Below are 20,734 nucleotides of genomic sequence, written 5' to 3' on the forward strand. Positions count from 1 at the left end.
AACCCCGCCCCACCAAGTGGTGGACCGCGGCGCCCCGTCGGTGAAAGTGGGTATAGGGAGCCCGGCACCGCCCGTCAATCGAAAAAACGCAAAAAGTGCGCGGAAGCCCGCCACGGGCCTCCTGAAGGCACGCCAAGGGCCTGCCACGCAAAGGGTTCATGCCGCGCTTTTCGAAACAGCGATCAGAACCCCTTCTTCACCTGTTCCAGGGCGCGCGTGAGGCCGTCGGCGATGACGGCACGCTGGTCCGGCGAGGCATCCCGGGCGACGACGACATGCTCGCGGCGCGAGGTCAGCGTCAGCGTCCGCAAGCCGAATTCCTCGTCATCGACCCGACTCAGCTTGGTCCAGAGCGGATTGAAGCGCCACTCGCGGCGCACACCCCGAGGATCGATGCGGGCAAGAAAGACCTCGATGGGCGAGATCGCGACCTCCTCGAAGGAACGTCCGCGGCGAAAACTCACCTTCAGCGCAACGTAGAGCGCGAGCATGTCGAGGCCGAAGAAGCCGGCGATCGGCCAGAAGCCGGCACGCCAGCAGGCAATCGATGTGACGAGCGAGACGAGGCAGCAGAGCCCCATCACGATCCGGAAGCCGTCCTGGCTCAGGGATTGGTGTGGCCGGATCACGGCCGAATAGACCGGCCGATCCATCGTCGCTGGGTCGAGCCCATCGGGATGCGCAGAGATGTTGCCGCTCGCCATGGGCCGAATATAACGCGGCGATGTCCGTGAAAAAGCCGTCTTCCCGCTCTTCCGCCACAGGTGCGGTAAAAAGTCAGGCGGCGAAGTCTGCCGAAACGAGAACAAAGCCGGCAAAGCCGAAGGCCAAGCTACTGCCGACGCTCGCCGCAGGCGTCGAAACCGCGCCCGAACCTGTCGACGACGCGACGCTGGTCGAGATCTTTTCGCGGCTGCAGGCGGCGGATCCGGAGCCCCGCTCGGAACTCGAATACATCAACCCCTATACGCTGCTCGTCGCCGTGGTGCTCTCGGCCCAGGCCACCGACAAGAGCGTGAACCTCGCGACCGCGCCCCTCTTCGCCATCGCCGACACGCCGGAGAAGATGCTGGCCCTCGGCGAGGAGCGGGTGCGCCACTTCATCCGCACCATCGGCCTGTTCAACACCAAGGCGAAGAACGTCATCGCGCTCTCGCAGATCCTGGTGGATCGGCACGGCGGCGCGGTGCCGCGCGAGGCCGAGGCCCTGGAGGTGCTGCCGGGCGTCGGCACCAAGACGGCGAGCGTCGTCCTCAACGTGGCCTTCGGCGTGCCGCGGATCGCGGTCGACACTCACATCTTCCGCGTTTCGAACCGCATCCCGCTGTTCGTCGCGCCGACCACCGACAAGGTTCAGGCCGGGCTGGAGGCGCGGGTGCCGGAGCCGTTCCGCCTCAACGCCCACCACTGGCTCATCCTGCACGGGCGCTACACCTGCAAGGCGCGCCGGCCCGACTGCCCGCGCTGCGCCCTTGCCGATCTCTGCCGCTATCCCTCGAAGACGCTGGCCCTCACCCCCATCTCCGTCGGGGATTAGGCGAGGTCTGCAGCGGCGGCGGCAATGCGTTGTCCGGCCAACGCGTTGTGCTGCAAACGGCGTTCCGGTAGATTGATGCTATGGCGGCCGGGAATGGCTCTCCGGGCATAACCGTGCCGCCTGCCCGCCAGACGGGTCGCCGCGCCGCGGATTTCGCTTCACGTGCCAGTTCCGAAGGAGCCACGGCCCCATGGACTTCCTCAAACCACGGTACACGCCTATGAACCGCCGCCGTCGCATCTACGAGGGCAAGGCGAAGGTCCTCTACGAGGGACCCGAGCCGGGGACGCTCATCCAGCACTTCAAGGACGACGCGACCGCCTTCAACGCGAAGAAGCATGAGGTGATCGACGGCAAGGGCGTGCTGAACAACCGGATCTCCGAATTCGTCTTTCAGCACCTCAACGATATCGGCGTGCCGACGCACTTTATCCGCCGGCTCAACATGCGCGAGCAGTTGATCCGCGAGGTCGAGATCATCCCGCTCGAAGTGGTGGTGCGCAACGTGGCCGCCGGCTCGCTCGCCCAGCGGCTCGGGCTCGAGGAAGGCACGCAGCTTCCGCGCTCGATCATCGAGTTCTACTACAAGAACGACCAGCTCAACGACCCGATGGTGTCGGAGGAGCACATCACCGCGTTCGGCTGGGCGACGCCCCAGGAGATCGACGACATCATGGCGCTCGCCATCCGCGTCAACGACTTCCTGTCCGGTCTCTTCCTCGGCGTCGGCATCCGCCTCGTCGACTTCAAGATGGAAACCGGCCGCCTCTGGGAAGGCGACCTGATGCGCATCGTCGTCGCCGACGAGATTTCTCCGGATTCCTGCCGGCTGTGGGACATCAAGTCGTCGGACAAGCTCGACAAGGACCGCTTCCGCAAGGATCTCGGCGGGCTGATCGAGGCCTACACGGAAGTGGCCAAGCGCCTCGGCATCATGTCCGAGAACGAGAAGGTCCAGGCCGGCGGTCCGCGCCTGGTGCAGTAAACGTCCTCAGCGCGGCTCGGCCGGCTCCAAGCCGGTCCAGCCGCGGCGCAGGCGCAGATGCGTCGAGAGATTCGGGTCGAAGCCCGGGTGATAATGGGGGTCCTGCGCCAGCAGCGGCCCCCATCGCTTTTTCAGCGCCTCGACCTCGCCGCGGTGACGGGCGGCGGATTCCGGCGAGGGGCGGCGGCTCGCCGATTCCCGGTGATACAGCACGGCGCAGCCGACATAGAGCGTGCGCAGGCCGATCGCGTTCAGCCTGAGGCAGAGATCGACATCGTTGAAATCGATGGCGAAGGTCGATGCGTCGAAGCCTTCCACGCGGAAGAATTTCTCGGTCTCGACGACGAGGCAGGCGGCGGTCACGGCCGAGACGCTGCGCGTGGCGCGCAGGGCGCCGAGATAGCCGGCCGCCGCGCCGGGGAAGTGCCGGTGGCCGTGGGTGACGAGACCGCCGGTGCCGAGCACGATGCCGCCGTGCTGGATGCGACCCTCGCCATCGATCAGCCGGGCGCCGACAGCGCCGATCTCGGGGCGCAGAGCCTCGCCGATCATGCGCTCCAGCCAGTCCGGCGCCTCGGCCTCGACGTCGTTGTTGATGAAGGCGAGCAGGCGTCCGCGCGCCTCGGCCGCGACGCGGTTGTTGATGGCGGCGAAGTTGAACGGCCCGGGACAGGCGACGACCCGCGCCGCGCCGTCCGCCTCGAGGGCGCGGAAATAGGCAAGCGTCGCGGGGTCGCGGCTGCCGTTGTCGCAGATCAGGATCTCCTTGGCCGGCCAATCGGTGCGGCGGCGCAGGCTCTCGATGCAGGGCCGGAGGAGGTCGAGGCGGTCGCGGGTCGGGACGATCAGGCTGACGAGGGGGCGCGGCTCCGGCAGCGGTCTGGCGAGGCGGATCACCCCGTCGTCCTGGAGAAGCACACGCGTGCCGCCCTCCCCCGCCCGGGCGAGATCGCGCTCGACGGCCTTCAGCCGGGCAGGCCGGGACGCCTGCCGCCCCTCCCCTCCCCCTTCGAGTTCTCCGAACGAGAGGATGCGCGGGAGGTGGCGCACGGCGGCGGGACCGAAACGAGCCGCGACGCCCAGCGTCAGGTCGAGGGCGGCAGCGCCGACGATGGGGTTCGCGTCGAGCACGCTCGCGCGGCGGAGGGCGATGACGGGTCCGAGGTAATCGACCGCGCGCATATAGTCGCGGTCGAAGGCCGGGCGCAGCACCGGAAGCCAGGGACCGCGCGAGGACGGGCGGAACACGGCGTCGCCGTAGAGGGCGTGGAAATCCGGATCGGCGAAGGCGGCGGCGATGGCGGCGGAGGCGCCCGCCGCGATCTGCTGGCCCCGAGCCGACAGCAGAACGATCGCAGGCCCCTCCGATGCGAGGCGGACCGCGCCGCCGGCATCCGCTTCGATAAACTCGATCCCGGCCGCGGCGAGAGCGGCGGGCGGCTCACCGGGCGGTACGCGGTCGGCGGGCCAGTCCAGCCCGTGACGGGCGCCGGTCAGAGCGATGAAGCGCTGCGCCGCCCGGAGCCGGCGCCCCGAGAGGCGGGTCAGCAGAAGCGAGAGGGCCTGAAGCGGACGGCGCGAGGCCCGGAGGATGAGCGCGAGGCGTCCCGGTACGGGCTCGGCGGCGAAGCGCAGCGCGTCGGGCAGCAGATCGGGCGCACCCCCGGCGCTCATTCCAGTTCCTCGCCGAAGGTCGTGAGCGAGAGGGCCGGGTGATAGAACGGATCGTGCCGGATCACGGCACGCCAGCGCTCGGTGAAAGCGGCGGCCTCGCGCTCGAAGCGGGCTCGCGCCGCGCCGACCGGCCGGCCGCGGCTCACCGATTCGAGGTGGGAGAGGACGGCATGCGGCGTCCATAACGTCTTCCAGCCCCGCGCGCCGAGGCGCAGGCAGAAGTCGATGTCGTTGAAGTCGATCGGAAAGGTCTCTTCGTCGAAACCGCCGACGGCCCGGTACTTCTCCCGCGCCACGGCGAGACAGGCGGCGGTGACGCCGGAGACCTCGTGCGCCACCTTCAAGCGATCGAGATGGCCGGGCGTGTCGGCGGGGCGGCGGCGCAGGATGTGCCCGGCCTCGCCGCCGAGCCCGACCACGACACCGGCGTGCTGGAGGCGTCCGTCCTCGTAGAGCAGTTTCGCGCCGACCGCGCCGACCTCCGGCCGGACGGCCTGGGCGACGAGGACATCGAGCCAGTCCGGCCGCAGCACCGCCACGTCGTTGTTGAGCAGGACGAGAATGTCGCCGCGCGCCGCCCGCGCGCCGGCATTGACCATCGCGGAAAAATTGAACGGGTGAGGATAGGGCGCGATCCGCACCCTCGGATCGGCCCGCAGCCGCTCGTACAGCGCGAGCACCGCCGGTTCCATCGAGCCGTTATCGACGATCACCAGTTCGAGGCTGGGATAGTCGGTCTTCCCGAGGACGCCCTCGGTAACCCGCGCGATCAAGTCGAGCCGGTCACGCGAGGGGATGACGATGCTCACCAGCGGCGCCGGCTCGGGACGCGGCCAATGCAGGTCGAGGCGGCCCTCTTGAAGAACCGTGCGCGCGGGAGAGCCCGCGGCCCGCAAGTAAGCGTCGAGGCGCGGGGCGCGATCGGCCGGGGCGGCCGTCCGGGGCGCGCGACGGCAGAGGATCCGCGGAAGATGGACGACGCGGGTGGCGGTCGCGGCTGCGAGATCGAGGGCGAGAGCGGCCTCCTCGGGTGCTCCCACCGGCGCCGCAGGCAACCCCGCGAGGAAGGCGCCCGCGAGGAGGGCGGGCGCGCCGACATAGCCGGTGACGAGAGCGAGGTCGGGGCTCCAGTCCGGCTTGAGGCAGGGCGTGATGCGCCGGCCGCCGGTCTCCTCATCGGCGTAGATCATCTCGGCCGCCTCGGCCGCAGCGCTCTCAAGGAGAAGGCTCAGTGCCTCTGGAGCGAGGATGTCACCGGGGCGGAGCAGGCCGAAGAGGTCGGCCCCCGCGCAAAGATCCTGCAACGTAACCGTCGGATCCCATTCGGCCGAGGCCACCCGCGGGTCGCCAGCCGGTCTTGCTGGCGGCGCGCCCTCCGTCCAGGCGACGAGAAGGGACCAGTTTCGATGGGTCTGGGCGCGCAGGCTGGCCACGCTGCGGGCCACGGCATCGGCCTGCGCGAAGGCGGCGGGGAGGACGAGCCGGATATGGGCGCCGGATGCGGGCTCGCCCGGCTCCGACCGGGACAGCCGCACCGCCTTCCAGGCCGGGTAACGGCGGAGCGGCGTCACGGCACAGGCCCCGCGCAGGCTGTCGCGCCAGCGCCGCTCGTCGCGGGCGAGCCCGGCGCGCAGGGCCGCCGCGGCACGTCCCGGCCGCTTCAGCAGCGCTTCCGCGAAGACGCTCCCGCTGCCGCGCAGCCCGACGCGCGTCAGGACGAAGCCCGGCTCCGCGGCGATCTCGATGCCCTCGCAGTCTTCCGGCAGGTAGCCGAGCCAGCGTGCAGAGCCGAGGGCGAGCCCGGGCAGCACAAAGCTGTCGCGTCGGCCGGCGCCGCGAAGCAGGCGCAGCAACGGACGCTGCGGCCGGGCGCGCGCCGGCAGCGTATAGGTCAGGACGATCCACCGGCCCTGCCCGGAGCGGGGCGAAACCGGCAGGACGAGGCGGCGGTCGAACAGGGGATCGTCGGTGGGAACGAGGGAGAACGGTGTCGCCCGTCCTGCCCATACGTCCCGCCACGACCCGCGCCGTGCATCAGGAGTGGCGATGCCGTCCTCCGGCGCGTCGCGAGCCGTGCTGCGCGGGCAGGCCCATCATTGCCCGGGGGCCGCCTCGCCGGGCTCCGCCGCGGCGGCGGGTGCAGGCTTGCGGCGGCGCGCGGCCGGCTTCGCCCGCGCCGGCGTGCCGGCAAGAGTCACCTCGATGTCGTAGCCGATCGCCTTGTCGGCGGGGACGACGAGATCGTTCTCGATCACCGTCGCCTCGCCCTGCGCGGCGCCGGCCGGCACCGCCACCGCGACGCGGTGGGTCCGCGACATGACGGGCTGCTCGTTGGACTTCACGGCGATGGTCACCGGGGCCTCGAAGCGGCCGGCGGCCCCGGCCGGTCCGAGCAAGGCGCGCAGTTCGACGCCGACCCGCACGGCGACCGAGCCGTCGGGCCGCGCCTTGCACTCCCGGCTGAGCCGGCCGAACACGATCTGGTGGCGCAGGCGCCGGTTGTCGCCTGCGGCGCCGGCGAAGGCCTGGATCGCGGCGCCCCCGTCGGGCACGAAGACCGGCGGGCAGTAGACGTCGTCGGGATCCTGGGCCCGGGGGGTAGTGATAGAGGGCGTGCCGCCCTCGCTGCCGCCACCGCCGCCGAACATGTTCTTGAAGAAACTGCCCGGCTCGGCCCGCGCCGTGCCGGTGACGGCGAGCATCAGTCCGCCGAAGATGATCAACGCCCTTCGCATCGTCTGACCGCTCCCTGCCCTCTCCTGGCGGTTCCCTCGGCTCAGCCGCCGCACACCGTTACTTGAGCGCGTCGAAACCGGGGCCGAACCCCTTCATCGAAACCGGGATGCCGACGCCCTCCTCCGGCGTCTGGAAGATGATGAAGGTCGCTTGCGAGCCGTTGCGCAGCGATTTGATCAGGCCGTCATCCATCACCACCTCGGCGACGCAGCCCGCCGTCAGGCAGCGCACGAAGCTCGCGCGGCCGATATCGGTCTGATCGATCTTGAGGCCGAGACCGGACGGCAGGAGGACGCCGAGCGGGGCGACCACCCGCAGCAGGTAGCCGCGGTTGTCGGCCGTCTTCAGCACGATGACGACGAGGGTGAGGTTCGGCCGATCCTCCGCCGCCACGTTCTGCACCAGGGCGCATTGCTCGGCCTTGGCGCCGGCCGGAGTCTCGCAGCGCAGCTGCCAATCGTCGAAGGTCTTGCGCACGGCGGCCTGACCGGGGGACGGGGCCTGTGCGGCGGGTGTCTGGGTCTGAGCGGCTGCATTCCCTGCCAGCACCGTGGCGGCCACGGCGCTCAGCGCAAGACGGCGGCCGGCTCCCGAACGCATCGCCCGAACCACGCCCGCAAACAGACTCATACGAACTCCGATCGATCGCTTCGTGAGGCGGCGTCCGGCGCGTGCGGAGCGTCCTCGCACCGCCCTCGCCGGTCCGCGGCAAGGGCGTTTCGAACACCGTGCGGGCCGGGGCGTTGGGACCATGCGGGTACCCCGGTGTCAAGCAATCCCGGCGCGGATGTGGCGGGAATGAGGCCGGACGGCTACCCCTCGCCGCTCCGCTGCCCTAAGATAAGGCCAAGCTTCCCATCATCCGAGGAAACCGCCATGCGCCGCCTCGCCTCCTCCCTTGCCCTCGCGACGCTCTTCGCCGCGATGGGGTGCGGGGGTGCTTCCGCCCTCTCCCTGCCGTTCGAGGAATCGGATTACCTGCCGCCCGAGGCGACGACGACCTATGTCGAGCGTTCCCTCAACCATCAGGCGCCGCTCACCATCGAGCACCCGCCGGTCGAGCGGAATCCGCGGGGCCGGCGCCGCGGCGACGCTGCCGCCATCGCCGGCTTCTGCCGGGACGGAGGGACGATCCTGCGCCGCGACGAGATGGGCCGCCCGACCTACCTGCGCCAGCGCGAGGTCTGCGACAACGTCGCCCCCCGTACCCTGTGGCCCGGCCATGTCGATCCGCGCCCGACCTGGCCAGCGGAACGGGCCGCCGTCCGCAGCCGGGCGATCGTCACGAAGTACTAGGGCGCTCTCAACACCAAATCCGGTTGATCCCTTCGGGATGGCGGATTTGGGCTTCGCTCAAGTGCCGCGCGGGCTTGCTGATACGGTTCCCGCTTGAACCAAGCGGGAACCGTATCAGCCGTAGCGGTGCAGTTCCGAGCCGTGCCGCTTCAGCCAGCGTTCCGCCTCGTCGACATGCGGGCACAGTTCATGGGTGAGCGCCCAGAAGCGGGGGGAGTGGTTCATCTCCCGCAGATGCGCCATCTCGTGCGCGACGAGATAATCGAGCACCACCGGCGGCGCGAGGATCAGGCGCCAGGAAAAGTTCAGCTCGCCCCGGGCCGTGCAGGAGCCCCAGCGGCTGCGGGTGTCGCGCAGCGTCACTCGCGCCGGCCTCCGGCCGAGCCGCGCCGCGTAGACCGCCACCGCGTGCGACAGGTCGCGCCGCGCCTCCCGCATCAGGAATTCGCGGACACGGCGCGACATGTGGGCCGGATCGCCCGGCACGCCGAGGGTCGCGCTGGCGGGATCGGCCTCGGCGGTGCCGCGGCCGTCCCGCGGCACGATCCGGTGCGGCACGCCCCGCAGGGGAATGACCGAATCCACCGCGAACGGCACCCGCTCCGGCAGCTTGGCGAGGCGGGTGGCGATCCAGCCGCCATGGCTCTGCGCGAACTTCTGGGCCGTGGCGAGGGATGAGCGCGTGGGCAGGGTGAGGACCACGGCACCGGTCGCGCTGGAGACCCGCAGGGTCAGCCGGCGCGCGGTCGGCCGCCGCAGGATGGCGATGCGGAAGGTCTGACCCTCATGGGCGATCTCGATGTGATCCGGATCCGGCCGTCGCAGCAGGGCGCGCGTCATGGCCGCGAACCTAGCCGCAGCCGGCCGGCTCAGCCATCCCGGCAACACGTCCCTCACCGGAAATTCACGCGGCTCTCGGTCAGGCGCCGGCCTCCATCTCGCGCACGAACCGGGCGATGCGCGGCGCGATGGTGGAGCGGAAGCGCGAGCCGTTGAACACGCCGTAATGGCCCACCTTGTCCTGCAGGTGATAGGCCTTGCGGGAATCCGGCAGGTTCGGCGTCAGGTCGAGGGCAGCCTTGGTCTGGCCGACGCCGGAAATGTCGTCGTTCTCGCCCTCGACGGCGAGGATGGCGCAGCGCCGGATCGCCGAGGGATCGACCGGCCGGCCGGCATGGCGCATCCGCCCGCGCGGCAGGGCGTGGTCGACGAATACGGTCTGGACCGTCTGCAGGTAGAACTCCGCCGTCAGGTCCATCACCGCGAGGTACTCGTCGTAGAAGTCGCGGTGCTTCTCCGCCGAGTCGCCGTCCCCGGTCACGAGGTGGTGGAACATATCAGTATGGGCGGTGACGTGCCGGTCGAGATTCATCGCCATGAAGCCCGAGAGCTGCAGGAAGCCGGGATAGACCCGGCGCATCGCCCCCGGATAGAGCGGCGGCACCACCGTGATGCAGTTCTTCTCGAACCAGCCCATGCCGCGCTCCTGCGCGAGGCAGTTCACCGCGGTCGGCGAGCGGCGGGTGTCGATCGGCCCGCCCATCAGCGTCATCGAGACCGGCACGTCGGCCGAGCCGGCCGCTTCCATCAGCGCCACCGCGGCGAAGACCGGCACGGCGGGCTGACACACGGCCATCACGTGCAGGTCCGGCCCCAGGTCACGGAACATCGCCTGCAGGTAGTCGATATACGTGTCGAGGTCGAAGCGGCCGTCGAACAGCGGCACCATGCGCGCATCGGACCAGTCCGTGATGAAGACCCTGTGATTGGGCAGCATCGCCTCCACGGTGCCGCGCAGGAGCGTCGCGTAATGGCCCGACATTGGTGCCACGATCAGGAGCTTCGGTTGCGGTTCCGCCGGGCCGACGGGCAGCGCCCGGTCGAAGGCGATCACCCGGGCGAAGGGCCGCTCCCACACGACCCGCTCCGAGACCGGGACGGACTGGCCGTCGATCACCGTCGTCGGCAGTCCGAAGGCCGGCTTGCCGTAGCGGCGGGTCACGCGCTCGAACATCTCCAATGCGGCGGCCGTCGAGCGGGCATAGGGACCGTAGGCGAGCGGGTTGCCCGGATTTCCGAGACTGTGCCGTGCGGCATCCGCCGCGAGCCGGGCCGGCGTCAGCATCGCGCGCGCCGTCTCGTACCAGACATAGGCCAGATCCATCTCGGCACTCCCCGACTCGGCCCGCAGGCTCGCCGCGATCGTACCGATCCTATCGAATGTTGCTGGCAGCGACATCCGTCAAAACCGCGCCTTGCGGCCAATGCGATTGTGGACAAGCCGGTGGACGTGTCCCCGCGCGGCCCTATCGTACCGGCACGATGATGGAAGCGGCCCATGAAACCTTCACACCCACGGGCCGCCATCTGCGGCTCGACACCTTCGTGCGCCTGCGCTGGCTCGCGCTCACGGGGCAGAGCGCGGCGGTGGTCGGCGCCCAGTTCGGGCTCGGGCTCAACCTGCCCTTCGGCTGGTGCTTCCTCGTCATCGCCGCCTCGTGCTGGCTCAACCTTGCGCTGCGGGTCCGCTTCCCTGCGAGCTACCGCCTGAGCGACGACTCGGCGGCGCTCCTGCTCGCCTTCGACATCGTCCAGCTCGCGGGGCTGCTGTTCCTCACCGGCGGGTTGCAGAACCCGTTCTCGCTCCTGTTCCTGGCCCCGGTGCTGATCTCCGCCACCGCCCTGCCGCCGGAGCGGACCCTGGCGCTCGGCCTGCTGGCGGTGGGGCTCGCCACCCTGCTCGCCCTCGTCCACCGCCCCCTCCCCTGGTTTGCCGACGGGCGGATCGAGCTGCCCTTCCTCTACGTCTCCGGGGTCTGGACCGCGATCCTGCTCGGCACCGCCTTCACCGGCGTCTACGCGTGGCGGGTGGCGGAGGAGACGCGCCAGCTCGCCCGGGCGCTCGCGGCGACCGAGCTGGTGCTCGCCCGTGAGCAGCACCTGTCGCAGCTCGACGGGCTCGCCGCGGCGGCGGCCCACGAACTCGGCACGCCGCTCGGCACCATCATGCTCGTGGCCAAGGAACTCGACCGGCAGCTCGGTCCCACCGCCTCGCCCGCCATCGCCGAGGATCTGAGCCTGCTGCGCGATCAGGTGGACCGCTGCCGCGGCATCCTCTCGAAGCTCACCTCCATGGGCGAGGAGACGGAGGAGGGCGAGAGCTTCCTCCAGACGGTCACCTTCGGCCACCTCATCGAGGAGTTGGTCGCGCCCCAGCGCGCACTCGGCATCGCCGTCGAGGTGTCGAGGCAGGGCGAGGGGCCGGAGCCGGTCTGCCGCCGCAATCCCGGCGTGATGTTCGGGCTCGCCAACATCCTCGATAACGCCGTCGACTTCGCCGAGACGCGAGTTTCGGTCGAGGCCCGCTGGACCGCCGAGCGGGTCACGCTGACGATCTGCGACGACGGGCCGGGCTTCCCCAGCGAGGTGCTGCTGCGGGCCGGCGAACCCTACGTCACGACCCGCAGCCGCGACCGCTCGCGCAACCCCGACGAGGCGGGCGGCGGTCTCGGACTTGGGCTGTTCATTGCCAAGACGCTCATCGAACGCTCCGGCGCGCAGCTTCTTCTTTCGAACATCACTGAAGCGGGGCAGCACGGCGCCCTGGTTCGGGTGACCTGGGCTCGTCACATTTTCGAGAGGGAAGCGATTGTGCCCCATCGCGTTGCGCACAATTCTCTGCGACCCCTAACGGAACGCGATGCCGCACCCATATAGTGCCTACAGATCACACCAACCGACGAGGAGCGCCGCATGCTGACGCAGAGCGGGACGACGGTGCAGGGCTCGGACACCGCTTTTCTTTCCGATGCCGATCCTCTCTCCGCCTTCAGCGATCGCAGCCTGCTGATCGTTGACGACGACAAGCCGTTCTCGACCCGCTTGGCTCGGGCCATGGAGTCGCGCGGCTACGAGGTGCATGTGGCCGAGAGCGTGAGCGAAGGCGTCGCCGCCGTCGAGGCGAAGGCTCCGGCCTTCGCCGTGATCGACATGCGGCTCGGCGACGGCAACGGGCTCGACGTGATCGCCCGCTTGAAGGAGCGCCGGCCCGAGGCCCGCGGCGTGATCCTGACCGGCTACGGCAACATCGCCACGGCGGTGACCGCGGTGAAGCTCGGCGCTTTCGACTATCTCGCGAAGCCGGCCGATGCCGACGAGATCCACGGCACGCTGATGGCGCAGCCGGGCGAGCGGGCCGACCCGCCGGAGAATCCGATGTCGGCGGACCGGGTGCGGTGGGAGCATATCCAGCGGGTCTACGAGTTGTGCGGGCGCAACGTCTCCGAGACGGCCCGGCGCCTCAACATGCACCGGCGCACGCTCCAGCGTATCCTCGCCAAGCGCGCCCCGCGCTGACGGACGGCGGATCACCGGGGAATGATCGAGGGGTCGGCGGCTCGCACCGCCGGCCCTTTCCCTTTTCTGGGCAACGGTGCGCTCTTCGGCCCTGGATGGAGGGGCGCGACCGGTTCGGAACGGTTGCGCCGGACACCGGCCTCAGGCTAGTTCGCCGTTCAAAGGGTTGAACGGGCTTACGCGGGAATGCGGAACCTCATCACGATAATCGGGCTGATGGTGCTGGTGGGCACGGAAGTGTTCGCTGCGGCCATCGCAGCGGGTTGGGCGCTCGCCGGACTGCTTGATCTCGGCGACCGCGTCGGTCACGTGCTCATGGGTCTGTTCAGTCTCGTCGCCGCCTGGATCATGGTTCAGCTCTGGCGCCGGGCCACCGAAGCGGAGCCGATCGGGTCGGCCAAGCCCCGGTAGGGGCATTTCCCGCGGTGACGTCTTCAAGAAACCGCGATACAACTCGCGCCTCCGGCGGTCGGTGTATCGCCTGCTCTCGGATGGCCTCGACAAGTCCGGCTCATTCGCACCCGGACGAGCGCAGCCCCCTTCGTCCCCGGCCTCCTCGCCCGTGTTGGCGCGATCCGCCGATTTCCGAAACGAGTGCCTGACATGAAAGCCCGCATCGTCGTCACCTTGAAGACCGGCGTTCTCGATCCGCAAGGGAAGGCGATCGAGGCCGCCCTGAAGTCGTTCGGAATCGAAGAGATTTCCGGGGTGCGCCAGGGCAAGGTGTTCGACCTCGAGGTCGCCTCCGAGAATCGTGAGCAGGCCGAGGCGGTGCTGAAATCCGCCTGCGAGAAGCTGCTCGCGAACACCGTCGTCGAGAACTACACCGTCGAGATCGCCTGATGCGCGCCGCCGTCGTCGTCTTTCCGGGCTCGAATCGCGACGGCGACGTGGCTCGGGCGCTGCGCCGCTCCGGCGCGGAGGTCGTCAGCGTCTGGCACGCCGACACCGAATTGCCAGCGGGTACGGACCTCGCGGTGGTGCCGGGCGGCTTCTCCTACGGCGATTACCTGCGCTGCGGCGCCATCGCCGGCCGGGCGGCGGCCATGGACGCGGTGCGCGCGCACGCCGCCCGCGGCGGCCTCGTGCTCGGCATCTGCAACGGCTTCCAGATCCTGTGCGAGTCGGGACTCCTGCCCGGCGTGCTGATGCGCAACGTCAACCGCCGCTTCATCTGCCACCGGCAGTTCCTGCGGGTCGAGCGCACCGACACGCGCTTCACCTCGGCCTATGCCGAGGGTCAGGTCATCGACGTCTGCGTGGCCCATGGTGAGGGCAACTACTTCGCCGATTCCGAGACGGTCCAGCGGCTCGAGGGCGAGGGCCGGGTCGCGTTCCGCTATTGCGACGCCGCCGGCGCTTTGACGGAGGATGCGAACCGCAACGGCTCGCTCAACTCCATTGCCGGGATCTATTCCGAACAGCGCAACGTGCTCGGCATGATGCCCCACCCGGAAAACTTCGTGGACGGCCTCGTCGGCGGCACCGACGGGAAGGGCCTGTTCGACAGCTTGGCGGCCTGAGCGTCCGCCCCTTCCGGCGGCCTCACGCCGCCGGATCGAGCCAGCCGAACGGCATCGCGAGGGGCATCAATGCCCCTCGAATTCCATCAGCGTGCGCACAGTGACGCCGAGGTCGCGCAGGCGCTGGGCGCCGCCGATCTCCGGCAGGTCGATCACGAAGCAGGCGGCGATCACCTCCGCGCCGAGCTGGCGCAGCAGGTTCACCGCCGCCGTCGCGGTGCCGCCGGTGGCGATGAGGTCGTCGACCAGGATCACCCGGTCCCCCGGCTTGATCGCATCGACGTGGATCTCGATCTCGTCGGTGCCGTATTCGAGCGCATAGGCCGTCGAGACAGTCTTGTGGGGCAGCTTGCCCTTCTTGCGGATCGGCACGAAGCCCGAGGAGAGCTGGTGCGCCACCGCGCCGCCGAGGATGAAGCCCCGCGCCTCGATGCCCGCGACCTGATCGATCCGCCCGCCTGCATAGGGATGCACCAGCGAATCGACCGCCCGGCGAAACGAGCGCGGATCGCTGAGAAGGGTGGTGATGTCGCGAAAGATGATGCCCGGCTTCGGGTAGTCGGGAATCGAGCGGATCGAGTCCTTCAGGGCGGAGTGGCGGCGGGCTTCCATGCGGGGCGCTCGATTCTTCTCAAGGGTTCGCGGAGGTTGGAACGGAGGGCCCGGCGCTGGGCCGAGCCCCGGCTCCGTTACGCGGCGGCCTTGCGCAGCAGGCCGATCAGTTCGCGGTGCAGCACCTCGTTGCCGCAGGCGACGGAGCGGGCGGCGAGCGGCTCGGCGCCGCCATCGGCGCTGGTGACGAAGCCGCCGGCCTCGCGCACGAGGATGATGCCCGCCGCGATGTCCCAGGTCTGGAGGTCGCGCTCCCAGTACAGGTCGGTCCGGCCGCAGGCGACGTAGGCGAGGTCGAGCGCGGCCGAGCCGAGGCGGCGGGTGCCGCCGGAGACCGCCATCACCGCGGCGACCTCCTTGAGCAGCCGGCCGTGGCTGCCGCGCCCGAGATAGGGCGTGCCGTAGGCGACCAGGGCATCGGCGAAGTCCTGGCGACCGGAGACGCGCAGGCGCCGGTTGTTGAGGAAGGCCCCCTTGCCGCGCTCGGCGATGAACAGCTCGTCCTTGGCCGGGTCGTAGATCACGCCGGCGACGATCTGGCCGTCGCGCTCGAGCCCGACCGAGATCGCGAAATGCGGGATGCCGTGCAGGAAGTTGGTGGTGCCGTCGAGGGGATCGACGTGCCAGGTATGGCTCTTGTCGGTACCCTCGATGTTGCCGCTCTCCTCCATGATGAGGCCGTAGCCCGGCCGCGCCTTCATCAGCGCGTCGCGTAAGACCTCTTCCGCCTTCTTGTCGGCGGCGGAGACGAAGTTGCCGGGGCCTTTGCGCGAGACCTGGAGGTTCTCGATCTCGCCGAAATCGCGCTTGAGCCCGCGGGCGGCCTTGCGCACGGCATCGACCATGACGGTCATGAGGGGAGAGTTGATCATGTGGTCGAGCTCGCAGCCCTGGCCGGGCGCCTTGCTGGAAGAGGAATCTGTCAGGGCTTCTATACGCCTGACGCCGCAGCGCCAGGGGTGATCGGCGCAAGGGCGCTATCCGTCCGGGCCGCCGCAGCGCTTCAGGCGATCGCCGCGACGAACCGGGCGGTCTCCGATCGCGGGTCGAGGCTGCGCATGACACCCCCCATCACGGCGACGCCCGCCGCCCCCGCCTCGCGGCAGGCGCGGGCGTTCCCCGCATCGATCCCGCCGAGGGCAAAGACCGGGAGGCGCGAGACGGAGCCAGCGGCGCGCAGGGCCTCGAGGCCGAGGGCGGGACCGTAGCCGGGCTTGCTCGCGCTCGGAAAGATCGGGCTGAGCGTCGCGTAATCGGCGCCCGCCGCCTCGGCCGCTGCGATCTCGGCCACCGAATGGGCCGAGAACCCGATCAGCGCCGCGGCGCCGAGCTTTTCTCGCAGGGCGCGGACGCCGTCGATCCCGGCGGAGCCCGGCAGATGCACGCCTTGCGCGCCGACCTCCGAGGCGAGGTCCGGATCGCCGCCGACGATGAGGCGGCCGCCGACCGGCGCCAGGATCGCGATCAGGTCGCGGGCGAGCGCCCGCCGCAACTCCGCGTCGAGGTCGCGGTCGCGCAGCCAGACGAACCGGGCGCCGCCCGCCACCGCCGCGCGGACGGTCTCAGCGAGCGGCCGGTCCGTGCCGTGGCGATCGGTGACGAGGAGCAGGGGCGGAAGCACCCCCTGCCCTCACGAGCCGACGAGGCCGAGCTGCGGGCTCGACGGCTCGGCCCGGCCGCGGCGCGGGATGCGCCCGGCAAGATGCGCGAGGCGGCCCGCCTCGACGGCATGGCGCATGGCGCCCGCCATCCGCACCGGGTCGTCGGCCTTGGCCACCGCCGTGTTGATGAGGCAGGCGGCGGCGCCGAGTTCCATGGCGACCACCGCGTCCGAGGCGGTGCCGATGCCGGCATCGACGATCACCGGCACCTTGGCCCGGCGGCAGATCAGTTCGATATTGGCCGGGTTGGCGATGCCCATGCCGGAGCCGATCAGAGAGCCCATCGGCATCACCGCGGCGCAGCCGAGATCGGCCAGCCGCTCGCAGATGACGGGATCGTCGTTGCAATAGGGCAGCACCGTGAAGCCGTCATCGACGAGATGGCGGCAGGCTTCGAGCAGTTCGGTCACGTCCGGGTAGAGCGTCTCGCGGTCGCCGATCACCTCGACCTTGATCCAGTCGGTGCCGAGCGCCTCGCGGGCGAGTTCGGCGGTCATGATCGCGTCGCGGGCCGTCTCGCAGCCGGCGGTGTTGGGCAGGAAACGGGCGCCCTTGAGCTTCTGGAAGGTGTCCGAGCCGTGGCCCTGGAGCGAGACCCGGCGGATCGAGGCAGTGACGACCTCGGCGCCGGACGCACGGACCGACTGGGCCATGATCTCCTGGCTCGGATAGCCCGCCGTGCCGATGAACAGCCGCGAGGAGAGCCGGATGCCGGCGATCTCCAGCGGGTCGTCCCCGGCCGCGGATGTCTGCGTGAGGGTGGTGTCGTGATGGTTCATGCGCTCAGCCTCCCTGCATGGCGCGGACGATCTCGATGCGGTCGCCCTCGTTGAGGGCCGTCTCGCCCCAGGCGGACTTCCGCACCACACGACCGTTGACGGCGATGGCGATGCCCTCAGAACTCTCGATGCCCCGCTCCTCGGCCTCCGCCGCGAACAGGGCGGCGAGGTCGGAGGCCTCGCGCTCGGACGTCTCTCCGTTGACGGTCAGCCTCATGCCACGGCCCTCCCCCGGCTCTCGTTCGGCGATGTGAAGCGCGCCCGGCCGAAGCCGCGGGCGAAATCCGGCAGCATGCCCTCGCCGACGAGCGCGGCGACCGCATCGGCGGTGGCGGGGGCGAGCAGATAGCCGTTGCGGTGATGGCCGGTGGCGACGACGAGGCCGGGTGCCGCCTCCTCGATGATCGGCGCGTCGTCGTCCGAGGTCGGGCGGAAACCGCTCCAGACCGCGTCGATCTCCATTTCCTCGATGCCGGGCAGGACGCGCCGCGCGCCCTCCAGCAGGGCGAACAACCCGCCCGCGGTGACGCCGCTGTTGAAGCCGCAATCCTCCACCGTCGCGCCGACGATGAGATGCCCGTCGCCCTTGGGCGCCATGTGCACCGCGTCGGTCCAGACCATGCGGGAGAGCGTGCCCGTGCGCTTGGTGGTGCGCAGCGCCAGCGACTGCCCCTTGAGCGGCCGCACCGGCAGGGCGAGGTCGTCGGGCAGCAGCCCCGCCGCCCCGCTCCAGGCACCGGCGGCGAGGATCACCGTCTCGGCCGCCAGCACGCGGCCGGCAGCGCGCAGGCCGGCGACGCGCCCGCCTTCGTGCTCCAGCCCCTCGACGGCGACGTCCTCGACGATGGTAACCCCCACCGCCTCGCAGGCGCCGAGCAGCGCCTCCATCACGAGGCGGGGATCGACCTGCGCGTCGAGGGGACAGAGGATGCCGGCGGTGACGTTGGGGCGCAGCAGCGGCTCGCGGGCGCGTACCTCCGGGCCGGAGAGCCATTCGGCGGCAACATTCGAGCGCCGTTGCAGGTCGTGGCGGAAGCGCAGGCGTTCGACCTCGTCGCGGCCGATGGCGATCACGAGGGTGCCGTCCTCGCGGTAATCGATGGTCGTGCCGGAGGCCGCCTGGAGCGCGTCGCGGAAGGCCGGCCAGCGGCGCAGGGATTCGAGCGCCAGCGGCAGCAGCAGGTCGGAGCCGGGTTCGTGCTCGGCGGCCGGCGCGAGCATGCCGGTGGCGGCAAGGCTCGCCCCGCTGCCGACGCGCCCACGCTCCACAACGACGACGGAACGGCCGGCCTGTGCCAGGCGCCACGCGATCGACAGGCCGATCAGCCCCGCTCCGACTACGGCGATGTCGGCACGCTGCGGCAGGTCGGCGGCGCGCGGACGCATCGCGAGGGCGCGTCTCTGGCCGATCGGGGAGGTCAGCAGGTCTGACATCGGAAATGGGCCTTCCACGGGTCTGCCCGCAGGAACCGGCACCATGTGCTTCGAAAGAAGCGGGTCCGCCCCAATGAGCGACCCTCAGGTCCAATCCCTACGCCGGTATGAGCCGGATCAGGTTCGAAGGATTTCCGCGCTGCCGGTGACGGCAATAGCGGTTTCTCAGCCCCTTGCCGGGGATCTCCCTGGAACAGACCGGATGTGGGCCCGCGAACCCGCCCGGTCAATCCCCGTCGGCCGCCGAAGAGGCCGCGGCGGCCGCAAAAGCGAGCCTCGCGCCATCGCTCCCACGGCGAGCCTCACAATCCTACGCGATCACGAAATTGTGATGGATGAACATATGTCGAGAGTTTTTCGCCAGCTATGGCTTTGGCGTGAAATTAATATCTTGTCTATATTAGAGGATTCAACAGCAATTCACGAGGTCTCAAATAATCATGAGTCTACACAGCCTATCTATTAAGTCAAAGCTCATTTCAGCCTTCACGGCCATGGTTCTTTGCCTCATCGTCGTGTCGGCCATTGCGATGACCAGCATCAACAACCTCAGCAACGAGAACGAGCATCTCGGGCAAAATAGCATTCCCAGCATCCGTTATGCTGGCGAATTGCGCGGCAACGTGATCGATGTTCGCGTGAGTGTTATCAACCACCTCCTCTATCAGGAATTGGAGCGCATGCAGGCCGAGGAGAAGTCCCTGGAAGCGAAGACGGCGGCTGTCGCGAAAGCGATGCGGGGGTACGAGCCGCTCATCAGCCTGTCCGGCGAGCAGGAACTGTTCGATCGGTTCAAGACGGAATGGGCAGCCTATCTCGAAGCCGTCCAGGGCGTGCTCGCGCATTCGCGCAACGGCCGCAAGGATCTCGCGCAGGACGAGAGCGCGCGGAACGTCCGCCCGCGGATCAAGGTCGCAGCCCAGGCGCTCGACGACATCATCGTCCTGAACAACAAGGCCGGCGAGATCGTCGTCGCCCGCTCGGACGCGAGTGCGCGCTCGGCCAAGAATCTGATGCTCGCCATCGGCTGCGGCGCGATTCTTCTGGCCATCGCCCTGGCCACCCTCATCGTCGTCGGCGTCACGCGGGGCATCCACTCCGTGGTCGAGCCGATGAAGCGGCTCGCTTCGGGCGATCTGACGGCCGAAATCCCGCATCGCGGCGCCAGGACCGAGATCGGCACGATCGCCGACGCGGTGCAGGTGTTCAAGGACGGCCTCATCCGCATGCGGTCGATGGAGGAGGAAGCCGCCTCGGCACGGGCCGGTACCGAGGCGCAGCGCAAGCGAGCGATGCGGGAGCTGGCGGACGGCTTCGAGGCAGCGGTCGGAGGCATCATCGGCTTGGTCTCGTCCTCCGCCACCGAACTCCAGGCGACGGCCCAGAGCATGGCTGGCCTCGCCACCAAGACGGCGGGACAATCGACGACGGTGGCTGCGGCCGCCCAGCAGGCCGCGACGAATGTCGGCACGGTCGCGACGGCTGCCGAGGAACTGGGAAGCTCGGTCCAAGAGATCGGCCGGCAGGTGGACGGCTCGGCGAGCCTCGCTCAGCTTGCCGTGAACGAGGCCTCGCGCTCGGCCGCCCTGGTGGAGGAACTGAGCAGCTCCGTGGCGCAGATCGGCGACGTCGTGACGATGATCTCGACCATCGCCGGCCAGACCAACCTGCTCGCCCTCAATGCCACCATCGAGGCCGCCCGGGCCGGCGAGGCCGGCCGCGGCTTCGCTGTGGTCGCGACGGAGGTGAAGGAGCTCGCGGGCCAGACGGCCCGGGCCACCGAGCAGATTTCGGCCCAGATCGGCCGCATCCAGGGCTCAACCAATCAGGCGGTCGCTTCGATCAGCAGCATCGGCGACCGTATTCAGGAGATCAGCCGCACGGCGACGGCGATTGCCGCCGCGGTCGAGGAGCAGGGCATGGCGACCCAGGAGATCGTGCGCAATGTCGCCGAGGCGGCCGCCGGCACCGGCGAGGTGACGGGCAACATCACGGGCGTGGCGAGCGCGGCGGAGGAGACAGGCGCGGCCGCCTCCCAGGTGCTCGGCGCGGCCTCCGAGCTGTCACGCCAGTCGGAGCACCTCTCCAGCGAAGTCAGCCGCTTCCTGGCGACCGTCCGAGCGGCCTGAGGCGCGACGCGG

Annotated in this window: 22 protein-coding genes and 1 riboswitch; of the genes, 9 read left to right on the top strand and 13 right to left on the bottom strand. The window is 69.9% G+C overall.

What is annotated here, in order from left to right; all coding sequences use genetic code 11:
• Positions 1–182: 182 nt before the first annotated feature.
• Complete coding sequence (locus HNR51_RS23275; protein ID WP_182556521.1) at positions 183–704, bottom strand: DUF2244 domain-containing protein; 522 nt, start codon at positions 702–704, stop codon at positions 183–185.
• Between the two features lie 131 nt (positions 705–835).
• On the opposite strand from HNR51_RS23275, the gene nth reads away from it, so the two are divergent.
• Together nth and purC are read left to right on the top strand one after the other, a co-directional pair.
• Complete coding sequence (gene nth / locus HNR51_RS23280) at positions 836–1,537, top strand: endonuclease III (RefSeq protein ID WP_182556623.1); 702 nt, start codon at positions 836–838, stop codon at positions 1,535–1,537.
• 190 nt (positions 1,538–1,727) lie between these two features.
• A complete protein-coding gene (purC, locus tag HNR51_RS23285) occupies positions 1,728–2,522 on the top strand; it encodes a phosphoribosylaminoimidazolesuccinocarboxamide synthase (protein WP_012452496.1) in 795 nt (264 codons plus the stop codon).
• Positions 2,523–2,528: 6 nt separating this feature from the next.
• On the opposite strand, the gene HNR51_RS23290 is transcribed toward purC, so the two are convergent.
• From HNR51_RS23290 to HNR51_RS23305, 4 genes are read right to left on the bottom strand one after another with little or no spacing between them, the layout of a single operon-like run.
• Positions 2,529–4,196 carry a glycosyltransferase family 2 protein gene (locus HNR51_RS23290; RefSeq protein ID WP_182556522.1) on the bottom strand — a complete coding sequence of 556 codons (1,668 nt, stop codon included), beginning with the start codon at positions 4,194–4,196 and terminating at the stop codon, positions 2,529–2,531.
• Entirely contained in the window at positions 4,193–6,244 is a 2,052-nt protein-coding gene (locus HNR51_RS23295; protein ID WP_182556624.1) for a glycosyltransferase family 2 protein, read from the bottom strand. The genes HNR51_RS23290 and HNR51_RS23295 overlap by 4 nt, the downstream gene beginning before the upstream one ends.
• A gap of 45 nt (positions 6,245–6,289) precedes the next feature.
• Entirely contained in the window at positions 6,290–6,931 is a 642-nt protein-coding gene (locus HNR51_RS23300) for a hypothetical protein (protein ID WP_182556523.1), read from the bottom strand.
• A 58-nt stretch (positions 6,932–6,989) separates the two neighbouring features.
• Positions 6,990–7,562, bottom strand: a complete 573-nt coding sequence (locus HNR51_RS23305; RefSeq protein WP_182556524.1) for an invasion associated locus B family protein — start codon at positions 7,560–7,562, stop codon at positions 6,990–6,992.
• 246 nt (positions 7,563–7,808) lie between these two features.
• Here HNR51_RS23305 and HNR51_RS23310 point away from each other — a divergent pair, with 246 nt between their 5' ends.
• Positions 7,809–8,228, top strand: a complete 420-nt coding sequence (locus tag HNR51_RS23310) for a hypothetical protein (protein ID WP_012452501.1) — start codon at positions 7,809–7,811, stop codon at positions 8,226–8,228.
• 114 nt (positions 8,229–8,342) lie between these two features.
• Here the strand turns inward: HNR51_RS23310 and HNR51_RS23315 are convergent, their stop codons facing one another.
• Positions 8,343–9,068, bottom strand: coding sequence for a M48 family metallopeptidase (locus tag HNR51_RS23315; RefSeq protein ID WP_012452502.1), 726 nt, complete (start codon positions 9,066–9,068; stop codon positions 8,343–8,345).
• Between the two features lie 79 nt (positions 9,069–9,147).
• On the bottom strand, positions 9,148–10,392 hold the full coding sequence (locus HNR51_RS23320; RefSeq protein WP_012452503.1) for a polyhydroxyalkanoate depolymerase: 1,245 nt from the start codon (positions 10,390–10,392) through the stop codon (positions 9,148–9,150).
• Positions 10,393–10,550: 158 nt separating this feature from the next.
• Between HNR51_RS23320 and HNR51_RS23325 the strand changes: the two genes are divergently transcribed.
• The 5 genes from HNR51_RS23325 (at position 10,551) to purQ (ending at position 14,107) form a co-directional block, all read left to right on the top strand.
• Positions 10,551–11,945, top strand: coding sequence for an ActS/PrrB/RegB family redox-sensitive histidine kinase (locus HNR51_RS23325; RefSeq protein ID WP_182556525.1), 1,395 nt, complete (start codon positions 10,551–10,553; stop codon positions 11,943–11,945).
• A 36-nt stretch (positions 11,946–11,981) separates the two neighbouring features.
• The gene (locus tag HNR51_RS23330) at positions 11,982–12,584 is read left to right on the top strand and encodes an ActR/PrrA/RegA family redox response regulator transcription factor (protein ID WP_012452505.1); all 603 of its coding nucleotides are present in this window, start codon (positions 11,982–11,984) and stop codon (positions 12,582–12,584) included.
• 186 nt (positions 12,585–12,770) lie between these two features.
• Positions 12,771–12,995, top strand: a complete 225-nt coding sequence (locus HNR51_RS23335) for a hypothetical protein (protein ID WP_012452506.1) — start codon at positions 12,771–12,773, stop codon at positions 12,993–12,995.
• A gap of 192 nt (positions 12,996–13,187) precedes the next feature.
• Positions 13,188–13,427: a phosphoribosylformylglycinamidine synthase subunit PurS gene (gene purS, locus HNR51_RS23340; RefSeq protein ID WP_012452507.1), complete on the top strand. Its 240-nt coding sequence runs from the start codon at positions 13,188–13,190 to the stop codon at positions 13,425–13,427.
• Complete coding sequence (purQ, locus tag HNR51_RS23345; RefSeq protein WP_012452508.1) at positions 13,427–14,107, top strand: phosphoribosylformylglycinamidine synthase subunit PurQ; 681 nt, start codon at positions 13,427–13,429, stop codon at positions 14,105–14,107. Before purS ends, purQ begins: the two co-directional genes overlap by 1 nt.
• Before the next feature lie 66 nt (positions 14,108–14,173).
• Here the strand turns inward: purQ and HNR51_RS23350 are convergent, their stop codons facing one another.
• The 6 genes from HNR51_RS23350 to thiO form a co-directional block, all read right to left on the bottom strand.
• A complete protein-coding gene (locus HNR51_RS23350; protein WP_012452509.1) occupies positions 14,174–14,719 on the bottom strand; it encodes an adenine phosphoribosyltransferase in 546 nt (181 codons plus the stop codon).
• A gap of 77 nt (positions 14,720–14,796) precedes the next feature.
• On the bottom strand, positions 14,797–15,591 hold the full coding sequence (locus tag HNR51_RS23355) for an inositol monophosphatase family protein (RefSeq protein ID WP_012452510.1): 795 nt from the start codon (positions 15,589–15,591) through the stop codon (positions 14,797–14,799).
• A 131-nt stretch (positions 15,592–15,722) separates the two neighbouring features.
• Positions 15,723–16,340 carry a thiamine phosphate synthase gene (locus HNR51_RS23360; RefSeq protein WP_182556526.1) on the bottom strand — a complete coding sequence of 206 codons (618 nt, stop codon included), beginning with the start codon at positions 16,338–16,340 and terminating at the stop codon, positions 15,723–15,725.
• Positions 16,341–16,349: 9 nt separating this feature from the next.
• Positions 16,350–17,159 carry a thiazole synthase gene (locus HNR51_RS23365; protein WP_012452512.1) on the bottom strand — a complete coding sequence of 270 codons (810 nt, stop codon included), beginning with the start codon at positions 17,157–17,159 and terminating at the stop codon, positions 16,350–16,352.
• A 4-nt stretch (positions 17,160–17,163) separates the two neighbouring features.
• Positions 17,164–17,376: a sulfur carrier protein ThiS gene (gene thiS / locus HNR51_RS23370; protein ID WP_012452513.1), complete on the bottom strand. Its 213-nt coding sequence runs from the start codon at positions 17,374–17,376 to the stop codon at positions 17,164–17,166.
• Positions 17,373–18,593 carry a glycine oxidase ThiO gene (thiO, locus tag HNR51_RS23375; RefSeq protein WP_182556527.1) on the bottom strand — a complete coding sequence of 407 codons (1,221 nt, stop codon included), beginning with the start codon at positions 18,591–18,593 and terminating at the stop codon, positions 17,373–17,375. The genes thiS and thiO overlap by 4 nt, the downstream gene beginning before the upstream one ends.
• Positions 18,594–18,669: 76 nt before the next feature.
• Positions 18,670–18,792: riboswitch (TPP riboswitch) on the bottom strand.
• A 241-nt stretch (positions 18,793–19,033) separates the two neighbouring features.
• Here thiO and HNR51_RS23380 point away from each other — a divergent pair.
• A complete protein-coding gene (locus tag HNR51_RS23380; RefSeq protein WP_182556528.1) occupies positions 19,034–20,722 on the top strand; it encodes a methyl-accepting chemotaxis protein in 1,689 nt (562 codons plus the stop codon).
• The last annotated feature ends 12 nt before the right edge of the window (positions 20,723–20,734 follow it).

Origin of the sequence: Methylorubrum thiocyanatum (assembly GCA_014138645.1) — a bacterium.
Taxonomy (GTDB): Bacteria; Pseudomonadota; Alphaproteobacteria; order Rhizobiales; family Beijerinckiaceae; genus Methylobacterium; species Methylobacterium thiocyanatum.

Excerpts from the sequence above, each read along its gene's own strand:
- HNR51_RS23320 (WP_012452503.1), bottom strand. The coding sequence starts at position 10,392 with ATGGATCTGGCCTATGTCTGGTACGAGACGGCGCGCGCGATGCTGACG.
- purQ (WP_012452508.1), top strand. The coding sequence starts at position 13,427 with ATGCGCGCCGCCGTCGTCGTCTTTCCGGGCTCGAATCGCGACGGCGAC.
- purS (WP_012452507.1), top strand. The coding sequence starts at position 13,188 with ATGAAAGCCCGCATCGTCGTCACCTTGAAGACCGGCGTTCTCGATCCG.
- HNR51_RS23350 (WP_012452509.1), bottom strand. The coding sequence starts at position 14,719 with ATGGAAGCCCGCCGCCACTCCGCCCTGAAGGACTCGATCCGCTCGATT.
- HNR51_RS23305 (WP_182556524.1), bottom strand. The coding sequence starts at position 7,562 with ATGAGTCTGTTTGCGGGCGTGGTTCGGGCGATGCGTTCGGGAGCCGGC.
- purC (WP_012452496.1), top strand. The coding sequence starts at position 1,728 with ATGGACTTCCTCAAACCACGGTACACGCCTATGAACCGCCGCCGTCGC.
- HNR51_RS23355 (WP_012452510.1), bottom strand. The coding sequence starts at position 15,591 with ATGATCAACTCTCCCCTCATGACCGTCATGGTCGATGCCGTGCGCAAG.
- HNR51_RS23275 (WP_182556521.1), bottom strand. The coding sequence starts at position 704 with ATGGCGAGCGGCAACATCTCTGCGCATCCCGATGGGCTCGACCCAGCG.
- HNR51_RS23290 (WP_182556522.1), bottom strand. The coding sequence starts at position 4,196 with ATGAGCGCCGGGGGTGCGCCCGATCTGCTGCCCGACGCGCTGCGCTTC.
- HNR51_RS23315 (WP_012452502.1), bottom strand. The coding sequence starts at position 9,068 with ATGACGCGCGCCCTGCTGCGACGGCCGGATCCGGATCACATCGAGATC.
- HNR51_RS23325 (WP_182556525.1), top strand. The coding sequence starts at position 10,551 with ATGATGGAAGCGGCCCATGAAACCTTCACACCCACGGGCCGCCATCTG.
- HNR51_RS23310 (WP_012452501.1), top strand. The coding sequence starts at position 7,809 with ATGCGCCGCCTCGCCTCCTCCCTTGCCCTCGCGACGCTCTTCGCCGCG.
- thiO (WP_182556527.1), bottom strand. The coding sequence starts at position 18,593 with ATGTCAGACCTGCTGACCTCCCCGATCGGCCAGAGACGCGCCCTCGCG.
- HNR51_RS23380 (WP_182556528.1), top strand. The coding sequence starts at position 19,034 with ATGAGTCTACACAGCCTATCTATTAAGTCAAAGCTCATTTCAGCCTTC.
- HNR51_RS23335 (WP_012452506.1), top strand. The coding sequence starts at position 12,771 with ATGCGGAACCTCATCACGATAATCGGGCTGATGGTGCTGGTGGGCACG.
- thiS (WP_012452513.1), bottom strand. The coding sequence starts at position 17,376 with ATGAGGCTGACCGTCAACGGAGAGACGTCCGAGCGCGAGGCCTCCGAC.
- HNR51_RS23365 (WP_012452512.1), bottom strand. The coding sequence starts at position 17,159 with ATGAACCATCACGACACCACCCTCACGCAGACATCCGCGGCCGGGGAC.
- HNR51_RS23300 (WP_182556523.1), bottom strand. The coding sequence starts at position 6,931 with ATGCGAAGGGCGTTGATCATCTTCGGCGGACTGATGCTCGCCGTCACC.
- HNR51_RS23330 (WP_012452505.1), top strand. The coding sequence starts at position 11,982 with ATGCTGACGCAGAGCGGGACGACGGTGCAGGGCTCGGACACCGCTTTT.